Source organism: Enterobacter cloacae complex sp. SHL021 (genome assembly GCF_049237765.1).
GTDB lineage: Bacteria > Pseudomonadota > Gammaproteobacteria > Enterobacterales > Enterobacteriaceae > Enterobacter > Enterobacter cloacae.
The window spans coordinates 43,536-58,220 of the sequence record NZ_JBMKJG010000017.1 but is presented as its reverse complement, the minus strand read 5'-3'; the positions used below and the strand labels follow the sequence as shown (position 1 = coordinate 58,220).

Genomic DNA, 14,685 nt, shown 5'->3' with positions numbered 1-14,685 from the left:
GGGAGAGGGGGTAAAAGTTCCCTCTCCCTGTGGGAGAGGGTTAGGGTGAGGGCAAAATTACCCGCGCTGACTTAACACGTCTTTCTCATACGCCCGCACGTTTTCCAGCCACTGGCTGCCTGCTGGTGTGTCGTTACGCTGGCAGTACATCTCCCACACGGCCTGCCACGGCAGGGATTTCTGCTCTTCCAGTAGCGCCAGGCGCGCGGTGTAGTCACCGTTTGCTTCCAGCTGTTTCAGCGCTGCGGTTGGCTCCAGCAGCGCGCGCAGCAGGGCTTTTTTCATATTGCGGGTGCCGATCACCCATGCCGCGATGCGGTTGATAGAGGCATCGAAGAAGTCGAGGCCAATGTGCACGCGGTCAAACAGGTCATGACGGATGATTTCGCTGGCAATCGCCTGGGTTTCGTCATCCAGCAGCACCACGTGGTCGCTGTCCCAGCGCACCGGACGGCTGACGTGCAGCAGCAGGCGCGGCACGAAGAGTATGGCGGCGGAGATTTTGTCGGAGATCACTTCTGTGGGGTGGAAGTGACCGGCGTCCAGGCACAACGCGGTCTGGCGGCTGGTGGCGTAACCCATGTAGAACTCGTTCGAGCCGACGGTATAGCTCTCCGCGCCAATGCCGAACAGCTTGCTCTCCACCGCGTCGATGTGGTGCGCCGGGTTGAGTTTTTCGCTGATGGCCTCATCCAGCGCGGCCAGCAGGCGCTGACGCGGGGCGAGACGGTCGACGGTGATGTCTTTCATACCGTCCGGGATCCAGATGTTCATCACCGACGGCGTGCCAAGCTGCTCGCCAAACCAGGCCGAGACGCGGCGGCAGGCTTTAACATGGTCGATCCAGAACTGACGGATGTCGTCGTTGGCATGTGCAAGGGTAAACCCGTCTGCGCTCAGCGGGTGCGAGAAGCAGGACGGGTTAAAGTCCAGACCCAGTTTGTTGGCTTTGGCCCATTCCACCCAGTTTTTAAAGTGCTCCGGTTTGATCTCGTTACGCGCCACCGGCTCGTCGGACTCCAGATAGATCGCGTGCAGGTTCAGGCGTTTTGGCCCCGGGATCAGGCTCAGCGCCAGTTCCAGATCCGCACGCAGTTCGGTGGCGTTGCGCGCTTTGCCCGGGTAGTTACCCGTCGCCTGAATACCACCCGTCAGAGAACCGCCCGGGTTCTCGAAGCCGGCGACGTCATCGCCCTGCCAGCAGTGCATGGAGACAGGCAGACGGTCGAGCTGGCGCAGCGCCGCGTCGACATCCACGCCGACGGCGGCGAAACGCTGTTTAGCCAGGTCCCAGGCTTGTTCAAGTTGAGTGATCATGCGCAAAGCTCCTTAGTCAGTCGTTTTTGCTGAAACTGCGCCCGGTAGCGGGCAATTTCATGGCAGGGATTAGGGGTGAAGGTGGTCAGGCGGGTATTCGCGGTGACCACCGAACGGAATTCGTCGACGTCTGAAAGTTCGTCCAGAGTCATCAGTTGAATACCGATGTTGCCGAGCGTTGAGGCCTCCACCGGACCCGCCACCACGGTGATGCCGCAGGCATCGGCGCAGAGCTGGTTCAGCAGCTGGTTCTGGCAGCCGCCGCCCACGATATGCAGCTGGCTGAACGGTTTGCCGCGAAGGCTCGCCAGCTCGCTCAGAACATCCGCGTAGAGCAGGGCCAGGCTGTCAAAAATGCAGCGCGCCAGCTCGGCAGGACGGGAAGGCACCGGCTGACCGGCTTCGAAACAGGCGGCCTGGATTTCGGCGCTCATATGCACCGGGTTAATAAAGCGGTCGTCGTTCGGGTTGATCAGGAACGTACAGGCCTTCAGCTTTTCGGTCTCTGCGATAAGCGCAGGCAGGTCGGCAATGTGTTGCTCTTTCAGCATCCTCTGGAGCAGCCAGAGCCCCATGATGTTCTTCAGCACGCGGTAGCGGCCTTCGGCACCGCCTTCGTTAGTGATGTTTGCTGCCATTGCGGCGTCGCTGGTGTACGGCGTTTTGCTCTCAAAGCCCATCAGCGACCAGGTGCCGGAAGAGAGATAGGCCGCGTCTTTACCGGCCAACGGAGATGCAATCACCGCGCTGGCGGTGTCGTGACTGGCGACGGCGACCACCGGGATTTCATTCCCCTGCGGGCAAATCCAGTAACCGATTACGTTACCCGGATGGGTCGGCGTGCCGAACCAGGAAGGCGAAGCGCCGGTCCAGGCCAGCAGGGTTTCATCCCAGCTGTCGGTGTTGATGTTGACCAGCTGCGTGGTGGTGGCGTTGGTGTATTCCCAGTTCATGTTGCCGGTCAGCCGGTAACTTAAGTAATCCGGGATCAGCAGCGCGTGCGCCACCTTTTTGACCAGCTCCGGCTGCTGCTCAACCAGCGCGCGCAGCTGATACAGCGTGTTAAAGGACAGAAACTGAATGCCGCTGCGGCCATAGATGTTGTCCTTGCCAATCTGCGCGATGGCCTGTGCCATCAGCCCGTCGGTGCGGCTGTCGCGATACGAGACGGGCAGGCCGACGCGGTCGCCATGGCTGTCGAGCAGAACGTAGTCCACCCCCCAGGTATCAATGCCAATGCTGTCGATGCGAATGCCGTCGTTGCAGACGTTGTTCAGCCCGGTGCGGATCTCCGCTTCCAGGGCATCAATATCCCAGGTATCAAAACCGTCCTGTTTTTGCAGGCAGTTGGCGAAACGGTGCATTTCGCGAAGCGTAAGTGTGCGCTTGCCGCAGTCCCAGGTGGCGAGCATTACGCGGCCGCTGGATGCGCCTAAATCGACAGCCACACAATGGCGAAAAGTCATGGTCAGGTCCCTTCTTAAGTCATTGGTGTTGAGTGTAAAAAAGGGAAGAAAAGACCACCTTCTCGTCACTGACAGCCCGAATCTCGCGCTGGCAAGAAAGCAAAGATGAACGTGAGGGAGTTCACAATTTCCAGTCAGGGCGGGGTTTTCGGGCAATGTGACGCTGACCGCATTTCCCGATTTTTCCGTCTGTTTCTTGAAAAATGGACAGCTTTTGCGACGTTTGCTGTCAAAAATTTAAGGTGTGTGTGGAAGGCCTTAATTACTATTTTGAGAACTTTTCTCATTGGTGGGGGCCGTTATGACCGTACTGCACAGCGTCGATTTTTTCCCGTCGGGAACGTCTCCGGTCGCGATTGAGCCACGGCTCCCGCAGGCTGCGTTTCCTGAACATCATCATGATTTTCATGAAATTGTGATTGTCGAGCATGGGACAGGCATTCATGTCTTTAACGGCCAGCCGTACACCATCAGCGGCGGTATGGTGTGCTTCGTGCGCGATCACGACAGGCATTTGTATGAACATACCGACAATCTGTGCCTGACCAACGTGCTCTATCGTTCGCCGGACGCGTTCCAGTTTCTGTCGGGGTTGAACAAGCTCCTGCCTCAGGAGCAGGATGGGCACTACCCGTCTCACTGGCGGGTGAATCAGTCCACGTTGCAGCAGGTGCGCCAGCTGCTGAATCAACTGGAGCAGAGCGAGGACGGGCAGGAGACCCATGCCATTGCCACCCGCGAGCTGCTGTTTATGCAGCTGCTGGTGCTGCTGCGTCGCAGCTCTCTGGTGGAAGGGCTGGCAAATAACGACGCGCGGCTGAACCTGCTGATGGCCTGGCTGGAGGACCATTTCGCCGAGGACGTGTGCTGGGAAGCGCTGGCGGATGAGTTTTCGCTGTCGTTACGCACGCTTCATCGTCAGCTCAAGCAACACACCGGGCTGACGCCCCAGCGCTACCTCAATCGTCTGCGCCTGATTAAGGCGCGTCATCTTTTACGTCATACCGATGAAAGCGTCACGGATATCGCCTATCGCTGCGGTTTCGGCGACAGTAATCACTTTTCAACCCTTTTTCGCCGCGAGTTTAGCTGGTCGCCGCGCGATATCCGTCAGGGGAAGGATGCTTCACTCCAGTAACGCGAAGGCAATCACCGTTTTATTGCCGCAAAAAGGCTAATAATGTCCGGTTATTCACCGTAGAGGTTGTGGTGTGGCCGCTCAGTTAATTCTTCGCAAAGATGATTTTTTTGCCTCCGCGAGTCAGGCCGTCGCGGTGGCCGACCGCTACCCGCAAAATGTCTTTGCCGAGCATACCCACGAATTTTGTGAGCTGGTGCTGGTGTGGCGCGGCAACGGCTTACACATCCTCAATGACAGGCCCTACCGCATTACGCGTGGCGATCTGTTTTATATCCGCGCCGAAGACAAACACGCCTACGCCTCGGTTAACGATCTGGTGTTGCAGAACGTGATCTACTGCCCGGACAGGCTCAAACTGAACGTCGACTGGGCGGCCCATATCCCCGGTTTTCTCAATGCCAGAGGCGAACCCCACTGGCGCTTGAGCAGCAGCGGCATGGCGCAGGTGCGCCAGACGATCTCCCAGCTGGAGCAGGAGAGCCAGAAGCACGATCCGGTGGCAAACCCGATGGCGGAACTGCTGTTCGCCCAGCTGGTCATGACCCTCAAACGCCATCGTTACGCTACCGATAACCCCTCCGCGACCGTTCAGGAAGCGCTGCTGGACAAGCTGATCGCCCGGCTTGCGGGCAGCCTGAACAAAAGTTTCGTGCTGGAAAAGTTCTGCGAGCAGGAGCAGTGCAGCGAGCGCGCGCTGCGCCAGCAGTTCCGCACCCAGACGGGGATGACGGTGAATCACTACCTGCGCCAGCTGCGCATCTGCCACGCCCAGTATCTGTTGCAGCATACGGAGCTGATGGTCAGTGAGGTGGCGATGCGCTGCGGGTTTGAGGACAGTAATTACTTTTCGGTGGTGTTTAACCGCGAGGTGGGGATGACGCCGGTTCAGTGGCGTCATCGCAGTCGAAAGGCAGCGTAATCAGTTCGCCATGCCGAGGCCGACAATGTTAGCGGCAATGATGATCACCACGCAGCCCAGGCTCAGGACGCCCACCGGACGACGCCCGGCGTTATTCCACTCCTTCAGTACCAGCCCAACCAGTCCGCCACACAGTACGTAGAAGCTCATGTGCAGCATCCAGCTTATGTAGTCGTACTGCGGTGGAATGCTGGCGTGACCCCAGGCGTAGAAAAAGAACTGCAGATACCACATGAGGCCGCCCAGCATCGACAGCAACACATTGGTAATGATTAAGGATTTTGCCAGTGAGAAATCGGCTTTTACCGACAGATCCTTCACTTTTGCCAGACGAATGAAGCAGAAGCCGAGGTTTACCAGCGCGCCGCCGCCCATGATCACCACGTAGCTTGGCAGCGCCACGTACAGCGGGTCGACGCCCAGCGCGGCGGCCGCTTCGTGCATAGGTTTTGCGGCGTTCATGGCGAACGACATGCCCGCCGAGAAGATGCCGCACATCACTGCCAGCAGCAGCCCTTTCTTCAGGTTAAAGTCCTCGGCTTTGATGCCCATCTTGCGCTCTTTCAGCTGACCCGCACGGGTGACGATACCCACGCCGATCACCGCGACAAGCACGCCCAGCAGCGTCATCTGCCCGCCTTTGGTGTTGAGCAACACATCGACATTGCCGTTAAGAATGGGCGTCATCAGCGTGCCGACGATCAGGGTAATGCCAATTGCGATGCCGATACCCATCGACATCCCGAGGTAGCGCATGGTCAGGCCATAGTTGATGTTGCCGATGCCCCACATCGCACCGAACAGAAACACCGGCAGCAGGGTGGAGGCATTGAAGGAGGTGAAGTAGCCCCAGAAATCCGGGAGCAGCATGGCGCTAATGGTCCACGGCAAAATCAGCCAGGAGACGGTACCGCCAACCGACCACATGGTTTCCCACGACCACCCTTTCACCTTTTTGAACGGGGCATAGAAACAGGCTGCACTGGCTGCGCCTATCAAATGCCAGAAGATACCCATCGTAATCGCATGATTCATTTTTACGTCCTCATCGTTTTTATAGCCGGTGGCTTCCCCCCGACTTGATGAGTGTAAAAATTAGGCGGTTCAGGAACCTTCAGAAGGTTGCCGCACTTTGGTTCTGGATGGCAATCAGCACGTTAACCGGGTGAGCAGACTCACAATTTTGTCATTTGGCAAAACCCGAATAACCTTATAAAAACTACGGCATTGATAATCATTTTCAATATCATTTAATTAACTATAATGAACCAACTGCTTACGCGGCATTAACAGCTGTGCCGCCCGACACTAATGGAGAGGATTATGAGTTATACACTGCCATCCCTGCCGTATGCCTATGACGCACTGGAACCGCATTTCGACAAGCAGACGATGGAAATCCATCACACTAAACACCACCAGACCTATGTGAACAACGCGAATGCTGCGCTGGAAAGCCTGCCAGAGTTCGCTAACCTGCCTGTTGAAGAGCTGATCACCAAACTGGACCAGCTGCCAGCGGACAAGAAAACCGTACTGCGTAACAACGCGGGCGGCCACGCAAACCACAGCCTGTTCTGGAAAGGCCTGAAAACCGGTACCACCCTGCAGGGCGACCTGAAAGCGGCTATCGAGCGCGACTTCGGTTCTGTTGATAACTTCAAAGCGGAATTCGAAAAAGCGGCTGCGACCCGTTTCGGATCTGGCTGGGCGTGGCTGGTTCTGAAAGGTGACAAACTGGCGGTCGTTTCTACCGCAAACCAGGACTCCCCGCTGATGGGTGAAGCGATCTCTGGCGCATCTGGTTTCCCAATTCTGGGTCTGGACGTGTGGGAACACGCTTACTACCTGAAGTTCCAGAACCGTCGCCCGGACTACATCAAAGCCTTCTGGGATGTGGTGAACTGGGACGAAGCTGCAGCGCGTTTCGCCGCGAAAAAATAAGGTTGCATTGACGCCTGTGAGAAGCGAGTCTGTTGACTCGCTTTTTTTGTATCTGAAGGAGTAGAGATGCATTACCCGGTGAATGTGTTTACAGGCAAGGTAAGGGAATACGACGGCAGCCGCCCGAGCGCCATCGCCAAAGTGCAGGTCGACGGAGAGCTGACGTTAACCGAGCTCGGGCTTGCGGGCGACGAGCAGGCCGAGAAGAAAATCCACGGCGGGCCCGAACGCGCGCTGTGCCACTATCCGCGCGAGCATTATCAATACTGGATAACCGAATTCCCTGAACAGGCGGACCTGTTCGTCGCCCCCGCGTTCGGTGAGAATCTCTCCACCGAAGGGCTGACGGAGAAGAACGTCTTCATCGGTGATATTTTCCGCTGGGGTGATGCCCTGATTCAGGTAACGCAACCGCGCTCGCCATGCTTCAAGCTTAACTTCCATTTCGGCATTAACGACATATCCGCACGATTGCAGAGCGCGGGTAAAACCGGCTGGTTGTACCGGGTGGTGCTGGCGGGGCAGGTGTCTGCGGATGCGCCGCTGGAGCTGGTGTCGCGCCTGAGCGATGTGTCGGTGTATGACGCTTGTGCCATTGCCTGGCATATGCCGTTTGATGACGAGCAATATCATCGGCTGTTGTCGGCGGCAGGGTTATCCACCAGCTGGACAAGAACGATGCAGAAACGCCGCACTAGTCGGCAGATTGAGGATAATTCGCGGAGATTGTGGGGGAAATAGTGCCCCTCACCCTAACCCTCTCCCCAAAGGGGCGAGGGTGAAAAAACCGCACCGAGCAGTCCCCTCTCCCCTTTGGGGAGAGGGTTAGGGTGAGGGGATTACGCGCGTTTATACAACGGCAGCCACAGCGTTAACCGCAGCCCGCCCAACGGACTGTCGTCGGCTTTCACCCAGCCGCGATGCTGCTGCATAGCGGTTTCAACAATCGCCAGACCCAGCCCGGTACCGCCAGATTCACGGTCCCGCGCCTCGTCGGTGCGGTAGAACGGACGGAAAATCTGCTCGCGATCTTCCGGGCTTACGCCAGGACCATCGTCATCCACAATGATGGTGATACCGTCTTTATCCACCGAGAAGGCCACCTCAATCTTCGTATGCGAGTAGCGCAGGGCGTTACGCACGATATTCTCCAGCGCGCTCTCCAGCGTGTTGGGGTTACCGTACAGCGGCCATGGCCCCGGCGGGAAGTTGACGGTGAACGATTTACCCATCTGTTCCGCTTCGAACGCCGCGTTGTCTAACACTTCATGCCACAGCTGATTGGCTTTCACCGTTTCGCTCACCAGCGCGTTTTTCTGCTGATTGCGCGACATCACCAGCAGATCGTTGATCATGCTGTCCAGACGCTGGGCTTCGGTTTCGATACGTTCCAGCTCTTTGCTCTCACCGCTGCGGCGACGCAGCAGTGCGGTGCCCAGCTGGAGTCGCGTGAGCGGCGTACGCAGTTCGTGCGAGATATCCGACAGCAGCCGCTGCTGCGTGGTCATCATGCGCTCAAGAGCGGTGATCATCTGGTTAAAACTGGCCCCGGCGGCAAGAAACTCCTGCGGTCCGGCTTCCAGCTCAGGGTGCTGTCGCAGGTTACCCTGCGCCACTTCGTCGGCGGCGTTTTTCAGCTTACGCGCCGGTTTTGCCAGGCTCCACGCCAGCCATAACAGCAGTGGAGAACTGACCAGCATCGTCACAATCAGCAGCAGAAGCGGACGGTCAAACAGCAGGTTGATAAAATCGGACTGGGAATTGCTCGCCGGGCGAATCAAATAAAGCTGGTAGTTATCTTCCCCATCCCTGACTGAGAAAGGGCCCACCATCTCAACCCGACCATATTTTTTCTTCTGCGGATGATCGGCGTTATCCGCCTGGCCAATAAAGTTGCGGATGATCTGCATTTCATTGCGATCCGCGCCAATCACGCGGCCTTCGCTGGTCACCAGCAGCAGGCGTTGTCCGGGAGGTGCCCATTTGTCGATAGCGCGAAACAGCCTGCGCCACCACATCAAATCGTTTGGCGGATCGTTTGCCAGCTCGGCTTCTACGTGCTGCTCGATCATCACGCCCTGACGTTGCTCGCTGTCGAGAAGCTCCGTCATCTGGCGTGAGTCGAGTTTTGGCAACATCAAAACCAGCATTAAAACCAGTGCCAGCGTCAGCCAGAAGATGGCGAAGATGCGGGCGGTTAAGCTTCCTATCATGAAGCGGAAACCATCAGATAGCCGCGACCACGCAGGGTTTTAAACCACGGATGACCGTCTTTACGCTCCGGCAGTTTGCGGCGCAGGTTCGAGATATGCATATCGATGGCGCGGTCAAACGGCGTGAGGCGTTTACCCAGTACTTCCTGGCTTAAATGTTCACGCGATACCACCTGGCCGAGGTGCTGCGCCAGCAGATACAGCAGCGTGAACTCGGTACCGGTCAGCTCCAGCGTTTCACCGTCAAAGCTCGCTTCCTGACGACCCGGATTGAGGCTCAGGGAGTCCACTTCCAGCGTCGGTGAACTGTTGTCAGTATTCTGCTGCTGTTCGCTCCAGTGGGAACGACGCAGGATAGCGCGAATACGGGCGACCAGTTCGCGGTCGTTGAACGGCTTCGGTAGATAGTCATCCGCACCCAGCTCAAGGCCGAGTACACGGTCTAGTTCGCTGCCGCGTGCGGTCAGCATGATAACGGGGGTCTGGTGTGTCTGGCGAAGCTCTTTCAGCGTATCAATGCCGTTTTTCTTCGGCATCATGACGTCGAGCAAAAGTAGATCGATGCTGTCGTCAAGGAGACTCAGCGCCTGCTCGCCATCATGGGCGACCAGAACGTTGAAACCTTCCATGTCGAGCAACTCCTTTAAAAGAGATGTGAGCTCTCGGTCATCATCAACTAACAGGATTTTATTCATTGTTTAAATACCTCCGAGGCAGAAATTACGACATCAAGGCTATCTAATCCATGACTTTACGTTGTTTTACACCCCCTGACGCATGTTTGCAGCCTGAATCGTAGACTGTCTCTCGTTGAATCGCGACATGAAAGATTTTGGGAGCAAGTGATGCGCAAAGTTACCGCTGCCGTCATGGCCTCAACGCTGGCGTTCAGTGCGTTTAGCCAGGCCGCTGTAGCTATCATCGGCGATAACGCGTCCTCACAAGAGGGTATCGCGCAGCACAGCAGCCAAAGCCATATGTTTGACGGCATAAGTTTAACCGAACATCAGCGTCAACAGATGCGAGATCTGATGCAGAGGGCACGACACGATCAGCCCCCTGTTAATGTTAGCGAAATGGAGACAATGCATCGCCTTGTCACCGCAGAAAATTTTGACGAAAACGCTGTACGTGCTCAGGCAGAAAAAATGGCACAGGAGCAGGTTGCCCGCCAGGTAGAGATGGCGAAGGTTCGCAACCAGATGTTCCACCTGTTGTCGCCCGAGCAGCAAGCGGTTTTGAACCAGAAACATCAGCAACGTATGGACCAATTGCGTAAGGTTGCACGGATGCAGCGAAGCTCAGAAACGACGCTTTTCAGTAGCAATAGCAGTACCCGTAGTAACCAGTAAACCCTGTTTTCCTTGCCATAGACACCATCCCTGTCTTCCCCCACATGATGTGGGGGTTTTTTTTGCCCTTCATTCTGATGTGTTAACCGTTTATTCATCCTTTGACTCCGTAACCTTCCGTTATACTAGCGGCATGGCATGACAGGAGTATTTATGAATCAATCCTATGGAAGACTGGTCAGCCGGGCCGCCATTGCCGCGACGGTCGTGGCCTCAAGCTTACTGGTCATCAAAATATTCGCGTGGTGGTACACGGGCTCGGTCAGTATTCTGGCGGCGCTGGTGGACTCGTTGATGGATATTGCCGCCTCGCTGACCAACCTGCTGGTGGTGCGTTACTCGCTGCAACCGGCGGATGAAGAGCACACCTTCGGACACGGCAAAGCCGAATCGCTGGCGGCGCTGGCGCAAAGTATGTTTATTTCCGGCTCTGCGCTGTTTCTGTTTTTAACCGGCATTCAGCATCTTGTTTCGCCATCACCCATGAACGATCCCGGCGTGGGCGTGGTTGTGACGGTGGCTGCACTTATATGCACCCTTGTTCTTGTAACGTTCCAGCGCTGGGTGGTTCGAAAAACGCAAAGTCAGGCTGTACGGGCGGATATGCTTCATTATCAGTCTGATGTTATGATGAATGGCGCTATTCTTATTGCGCTCGGTCTGGCCTGGTATGGCTGGCATCGGGCCGATGCGTTATTTGCGTTAGGGATTGGCATCTATATTTTATACAGCGCTTTGCGGATGGGGTATGACGCGGTGCAATCGCTTCTTGACCGTGCACTCCCCGACGCAGAACGCGATGAAATTTATACTATCGTGACCTCCTGGCCGGGTGTCAGTGGTGCTCACGATCTTCGTACGCGGCAGTCAGGGCCGACCCGCTTTATTCAGATTCACATAGAAATGGAAGACAACCTGCCATTGGTTCAGGCTCACGTTATTGCTGAGCAGGTGGAGCAGGCGATTTTGCAGCGTTTTCCTGGGTCAGACGTCATTATTCACCAGGATCCCTGCTCGGTTGTACCCGGTTATGTTGGGCTTTCGTAATTCGTTGTAAAAAAGTGAGCCAGGCCAGCATTTTGTGTATAAATTACCGCCATTTGGTCTGACCTGAATCAATTCAGCTGGAAGTGGTTGATATACTATTTGCAGTATTCGTTGGTCGACAAGTTTCTTCCGGCAACAGATTTCAATTTTGCATTCCTAAGTTCAGAGGTAGTCATGATTAAGAAAATCGGTGTGTTGACAAGCGGCGGTGATGCGCCGGGCATGAACGCGGCAATTCGTGGGGTTGTTCGTGCAGCGCTGACGGAAGGTCTGGAAGTTTTTGGTATCTATGATGGTTATCTGGGTCTGTATGAAGACCGTATGGTTCAGCTCGACCGTTACAGCGTATCTGACATGATCAACCGCGGTGGTACTTTCCTCGGTTCTGCGCGCTTCCCGGAATTCCGCGACGAACACGTGCGTGAAGTGGCTATCGAGAACATGAAAAAACGCGGCCTCGACGCACTGGTTGTTATCGGTGGTGATGGTTCGTACATGGGTGCAAAACGTCTGACTGAAATGGGCTTCCCGTGCATCGGTCTGCCTGGCACCATCGACAACGACATCAAAGGTACTGACTACACCATCGGTTACTTCACCGCCCTGGGTACCGTTGTGGAAGCGATTGACCGTCTGCGTGACACCTCTTCTTCTCACCAGCGTATCTCCATCGTTGAAGTGATGGGCCGTTACTGTGGTGACCTGACCCTGGCTGCGGCTATCGCGGGCGGTTGTGAGTTCGTCGTGGTTCCGGAAGTGGAATTCAGCCGTGAAGATCTGGTTGCAGAAATCAAAGCCGGTATCGCCAAAGGTAAGAAACACGCTATCGTCGCGATCACCGAGCATATCTGTGACGTTGATGAGCTGGCGAAGTACATCGAAGCAGAAACCAAACGCGAAACCCGCGCGACCGTTCTGGGTCACATCCAGCGTGGTGGTTCCCCGGGTCCATACGACCGTATCCTGGCTTCCCGCATGGGCGCGTACGCCATTGAACTGCTGCTGCAGGGCCACGGCGGTCGTTGCGTCGGTATTCAGAACGAAAAACTGGTTCACCATGACATCATCGACGCCATCGAAAACATGAAGCGTCCGTTCAAAGGTGACTGGCTGGACTGCGCGAAAAAACTGTACTGATCGGTGTTTGTATTGTGCCGGGTGGCGGCAAGGTAAATGCAAAACGGTAACCCCAGGGTTACCGTTTTTTATGGTTGCGCCCTCTCCCGTGGGAGAGGGTTGGGGTGAGGGCATCAGGCCACTCATCCACTTTTTTATTCCTCAAAGTTATAGCCAATCTTTTTTTATTCTTTAATCATCAATTCCGTTTCTGGCACGCTGCATTCATCAAAACACTACATATGAGAGCTGGGCGATGAATAAATGGGGCGTGGGTTTAACATTATTGCTGGCATCGACCAGCGTTCTGGCTAAGGACATCCAGTTACTGAACGTGTCATACGACCCGACGCGTGAGCTGTACGAGCAGTACAACAAAGCATTTGCGGCACACTGGAAACAGGAAACGGGCGATAACGTGGTGGTTCGCCAGTCTCATGGCGGCTCTGGTAAGCAGGCGACCTCCGTCATCAACGGCATTGAAGCGGATGTGGTGACTCTGGCGCTGGCCTACGATGTGGACGCAATTGCCGAACGTGGCCGCATCGACAAAAACTGGATCAAACGCCTGCCGGATAACTCCGCGCCATATACTTCGACCATCGTTTTCCTGGTGCGTAAAGGCAACCCCAAACAGATCCATGACTGGAACGACCTGGTTAAACCTGGCGTATCGGTCATCACGCCGAACCCGAAAAGCTCCGGCGGCGCACGCTGGAATTACCTGGCAGCCTGGGGCTATGCCCTGCATCACAACAATGGCGATCAGGCCAAGGCTCAGGAGTTCGTCAAAGCGCTGTATAAAAACGTTGAAGTGCTCGACTCCGGCGCACGTGGCGCCACCAACACCTTTGTAGAGCGCGGCATTGGCGATGTGCTGATTGCCTGGGAAAACGAAGCCCTGCTGGCAACCAACGAACTGGGTAAAGACAAATTCGAGATCGTAACCCCGAGCGAATCTATCCTCGCGGAGCCGACCGTTTCTGTGGTGGATAAAGTGGTCGATAAGAAAGGGACCAAAGCGGTGGCGGAAGCCTACCTGAATTATCTCTATTCGCCAGAAGGCCAGGAAATTGCGGCGAAGAACTTCTATCGCCCACGCGATCCGGCGGTTGCGAAGAAATACGACAGCGTATTCCCGAAACTGAAGCTCTTCACCATTGATGATGAGTTTGGCGGCTGGACAAAAGCCCAGAAAGACCACTTCTCTAACGGCGGTACATTCGATCAGATCAGCAAACGCTAGGCTTTTGTAACGAACGACACGGTGACCCGGTGTGAGAAATCCGCCGGGTTTTTTATTTGGTCATCATTTTGCGTTACTCTTTGGCCTCTACCGAAAACAGGGAACGCATTGTGAAAAAAATTATCTTACTGATTCTGATTGTTATCGCCCTTGCCGCGGGTGGCGTGTACTGGATGAAAGCAGGTAATCCGAATGCGTTGCGTCACATCGTGCTGGACCAGTGTGTGCCGAATCAGATCCAGCACCGCAATCCGGCGCCGTGTGCACAGGTGAAACCTGACGCGGGCTATGTGGTGTTCAAGGATCGCAACGGTCCGCTGCAGTACTTATTGATGCCCACCTACCGCATCAACGGTACCGAAAGCCCGCTTCTGACAAAGCCTCAAACACCGAACTTTTTCTGGCTGGCATGGCAGGCCCGTAGCTTTATGAGCATGAAGCACGGATCCGAGGTGCCAGACAGCGCAATTTCATTGACCATCAACTCACCCACGGGCCGCACGCAGAATCATTTCCATATCCACATCTCCTGCCTGCGCCCGGACGTGCGCGAGAAGCTCAATGCCGCGCAGGGGCAAATCAGCACCCAATGGCTGCCCCTTCCCGGTGGACTGGAAGGACATGAATATCTCGCCCGCCGGGTGACGGAGAACGAGCTGGTGCAGCGGAGTCCGTTTATGATGCTGGCGGAAGAGCTGCCGGAAGCGCGTGACCATATGGGGCGCTTCGCGCTGGCGATGGCCCAGCAGTCTGATGGCTCGTTTGTGTTGCTGGCAACAGAACGTAATCTGCTGATGCTTAACCGCGCGTCGGCTGAGGAATTGCAGGATCATCAATGCGATATCCTGAAGTGACCCCACCATAAATAGCGTTTACTCGTCCTGCCTGTCGCCGTAGACTTGCTGAAAAAAACGACAGGAGACA

Annotated in this window: 14 protein-coding genes; 9 read left to right on the top strand and 5 right to left on the bottom strand. The window is 55.7% G+C overall.

Going from position 1 to position 14,685, the window contains the following annotated elements; translation table 11 throughout:
• Positions 1-57 precede the first annotated feature (57 nt).
• On the bottom strand, positions 58-1,317 hold the full coding sequence (gene rhaA, locus ACOTZF_RS17250; RefSeq protein ID WP_129252942.1) for an L-rhamnose isomerase: 1,260 nt from the start codon (positions 1,315-1,317) through the stop codon (positions 58-60).
• Positions 1,314-2,783 carry a rhamnulokinase gene (gene rhaB, locus ACOTZF_RS17245; protein ID WP_129252944.1) on the bottom strand — a complete coding sequence of 490 codons (1,470 nt, stop codon included), beginning with the start codon at positions 2,781-2,783 and terminating at the stop codon, positions 1,314-1,316. The genes rhaA and rhaB overlap by 4 nt, the downstream gene beginning before the upstream one ends.
• 301 nt (positions 2,784-3,084) lie before the next feature.
• On the opposite strand from rhaB, the gene rhaS reads away from it, so the two are divergent.
• Both rhaS and rhaR read left to right on the top strand, forming a co-directional pair.
• Complete coding sequence (gene rhaS, locus ACOTZF_RS17240) at positions 3,085-3,921, top strand: HTH-type transcriptional activator RhaS (RefSeq protein ID WP_129252949.1); 837 nt, start codon at positions 3,085-3,087, stop codon at positions 3,919-3,921.
• 73 nt (positions 3,922-3,994) lie between these two features.
• On the top strand, positions 3,995-4,843 hold the full coding sequence (rhaR, locus tag ACOTZF_RS17235; protein WP_013099334.1) for an HTH-type transcriptional activator RhaR: 849 nt from the start codon (positions 3,995-3,997) through the stop codon (positions 4,841-4,843).
• Here rhaR and rhaT read toward each other — a convergent pair whose 3' ends face one another.
• Complete coding sequence (rhaT, locus tag ACOTZF_RS17230; RefSeq protein ID WP_057072168.1) at positions 4,844-5,878, bottom strand: L-rhamnose/proton symporter RhaT; 1,035 nt, start codon at positions 5,876-5,878, stop codon at positions 4,844-4,846. It lies immediately after the preceding gene.
• Between the two features lie 288 nt (positions 5,879-6,166).
• On the opposite strand from rhaT, the gene sodA reads away from it, so the two are divergent.
• On the top strand, positions 6,167-6,787 hold the full coding sequence (gene sodA, locus ACOTZF_RS17225; RefSeq protein ID WP_003861999.1) for a superoxide dismutase [Mn]: 621 nt from the start codon (positions 6,167-6,169) through the stop codon (positions 6,785-6,787).
• Positions 6,788-6,853: 66 nt separating this feature from the next.
• A complete protein-coding gene (gene yiiM, locus ACOTZF_RS17220; protein ID WP_129252951.1) occupies positions 6,854-7,528 on the top strand; it encodes a 6-hydroxyaminopurine reductase in 675 nt (224 codons plus the stop codon).
• 98 nt (positions 7,529-7,626) lie between these two features.
• Here yiiM and cpxA read toward each other — a convergent pair whose 3' ends face one another.
• Entirely contained in the window at positions 7,627-9,000 is a 1,374-nt protein-coding gene (gene cpxA / locus ACOTZF_RS17215; protein ID WP_013099331.1) for an envelope stress sensor histidine kinase CpxA, read from the bottom strand.
• The gene (gene cpxR / locus ACOTZF_RS17210; protein WP_003862004.1) at positions 8,997-9,695 is read right to left on the bottom strand and encodes an envelope stress response regulator transcription factor CpxR; all 699 of its coding nucleotides are present in this window, start codon (positions 9,693-9,695) and stop codon (positions 8,997-8,999) included. The genes cpxA and cpxR overlap by 4 nt, the downstream gene beginning before the upstream one ends.
• Before the next feature lie 150 nt (positions 9,696-9,845).
• Here cpxR and cpxP point away from each other — a divergent pair, with 150 nt between their 5' ends.
• The 5 genes from cpxP (at position 9,846) to ACOTZF_RS17185 (ending at position 14,615) form a co-directional block, all read left to right on the top strand.
• A complete protein-coding gene (gene cpxP, locus ACOTZF_RS17205) occupies positions 9,846-10,352 on the top strand; it encodes a cell-envelope stress modulator CpxP (RefSeq protein WP_013099329.1) in 507 nt (168 codons plus the stop codon).
• 153 nt (positions 10,353-10,505) lie between these two features.
• Entirely contained in the window at positions 10,506-11,399 is an 894-nt protein-coding gene (gene fieF / locus ACOTZF_RS17200; RefSeq protein WP_013099328.1) for a CDF family cation-efflux transporter FieF, read from the top strand.
• 174 nt (positions 11,400-11,573) lie between these two features.
• Positions 11,574-12,536: a 6-phosphofructokinase gene (pfkA, locus tag ACOTZF_RS17195; RefSeq protein WP_013099327.1), complete on the top strand. Its 963-nt coding sequence runs from the start codon at positions 11,574-11,576 to the stop codon at positions 12,534-12,536.
• Between the two features lie 235 nt (positions 12,537-12,771).
• Complete coding sequence (locus ACOTZF_RS17190; protein ID WP_129252953.1) at positions 12,772-13,761, top strand: sulfate ABC transporter substrate-binding protein; 990 nt, start codon at positions 12,772-12,774, stop codon at positions 13,759-13,761.
• A gap of 110 nt (positions 13,762-13,871) precedes the next feature.
• Positions 13,872-14,615, top strand: a complete 744-nt coding sequence (locus tag ACOTZF_RS17185) for a CDP-diacylglycerol diphosphatase (RefSeq protein WP_020686902.1) — start codon at positions 13,872-13,874, stop codon at positions 14,613-14,615.
• Positions 14,616-14,685 lie beyond the last annotated feature (70 nt).

Excerpts from the sequence above, each read along its gene's own strand:
- rhaA (WP_129252942.1), bottom strand. The coding sequence starts at position 1,317 with ATGATCACTCAACTTGAACAAGCCTGGGACCTGGCTAAACAGCGTTTC.
- rhaB (WP_129252944.1), bottom strand. The coding sequence starts at position 2,783 with ATGACTTTTCGCCATTGTGTGGCTGTCGATTTAGGCGCATCCAGCGGC.
- rhaS (WP_129252949.1), top strand. The coding sequence starts at position 3,085 with ATGACCGTACTGCACAGCGTCGATTTTTTCCCGTCGGGAACGTCTCCG.
- rhaT (WP_057072168.1), bottom strand. The coding sequence starts at position 5,878 with ATGAATCATGCGATTACGATGGGTATCTTCTGGCATTTGATAGGCGCA.
- sodA (WP_003861999.1), top strand. The coding sequence starts at position 6,167 with ATGAGTTATACACTGCCATCCCTGCCGTATGCCTATGACGCACTGGAA.
- yiiM (WP_129252951.1), top strand. The coding sequence starts at position 6,854 with ATGCATTACCCGGTGAATGTGTTTACAGGCAAGGTAAGGGAATACGAC.
- cpxA (WP_013099331.1), bottom strand. The coding sequence starts at position 9,000 with ATGATAGGAAGCTTAACCGCCCGCATCTTCGCCATCTTCTGGCTGACG.
- cpxR (WP_003862004.1), bottom strand. The coding sequence starts at position 9,695 with ATGAATAAAATCCTGTTAGTTGATGATGACCGAGAGCTCACATCTCTT.
- cpxP (WP_013099329.1), top strand. The coding sequence starts at position 9,846 with ATGCGCAAAGTTACCGCTGCCGTCATGGCCTCAACGCTGGCGTTCAGT.
- fieF (WP_013099328.1), top strand. The coding sequence starts at position 10,506 with ATGAATCAATCCTATGGAAGACTGGTCAGCCGGGCCGCCATTGCCGCG.
- pfkA (WP_013099327.1), top strand. The coding sequence starts at position 11,574 with ATGATTAAGAAAATCGGTGTGTTGACAAGCGGCGGTGATGCGCCGGGC.
- ACOTZF_RS17190 (WP_129252953.1), top strand. The coding sequence starts at position 12,772 with ATGAATAAATGGGGCGTGGGTTTAACATTATTGCTGGCATCGACCAGC.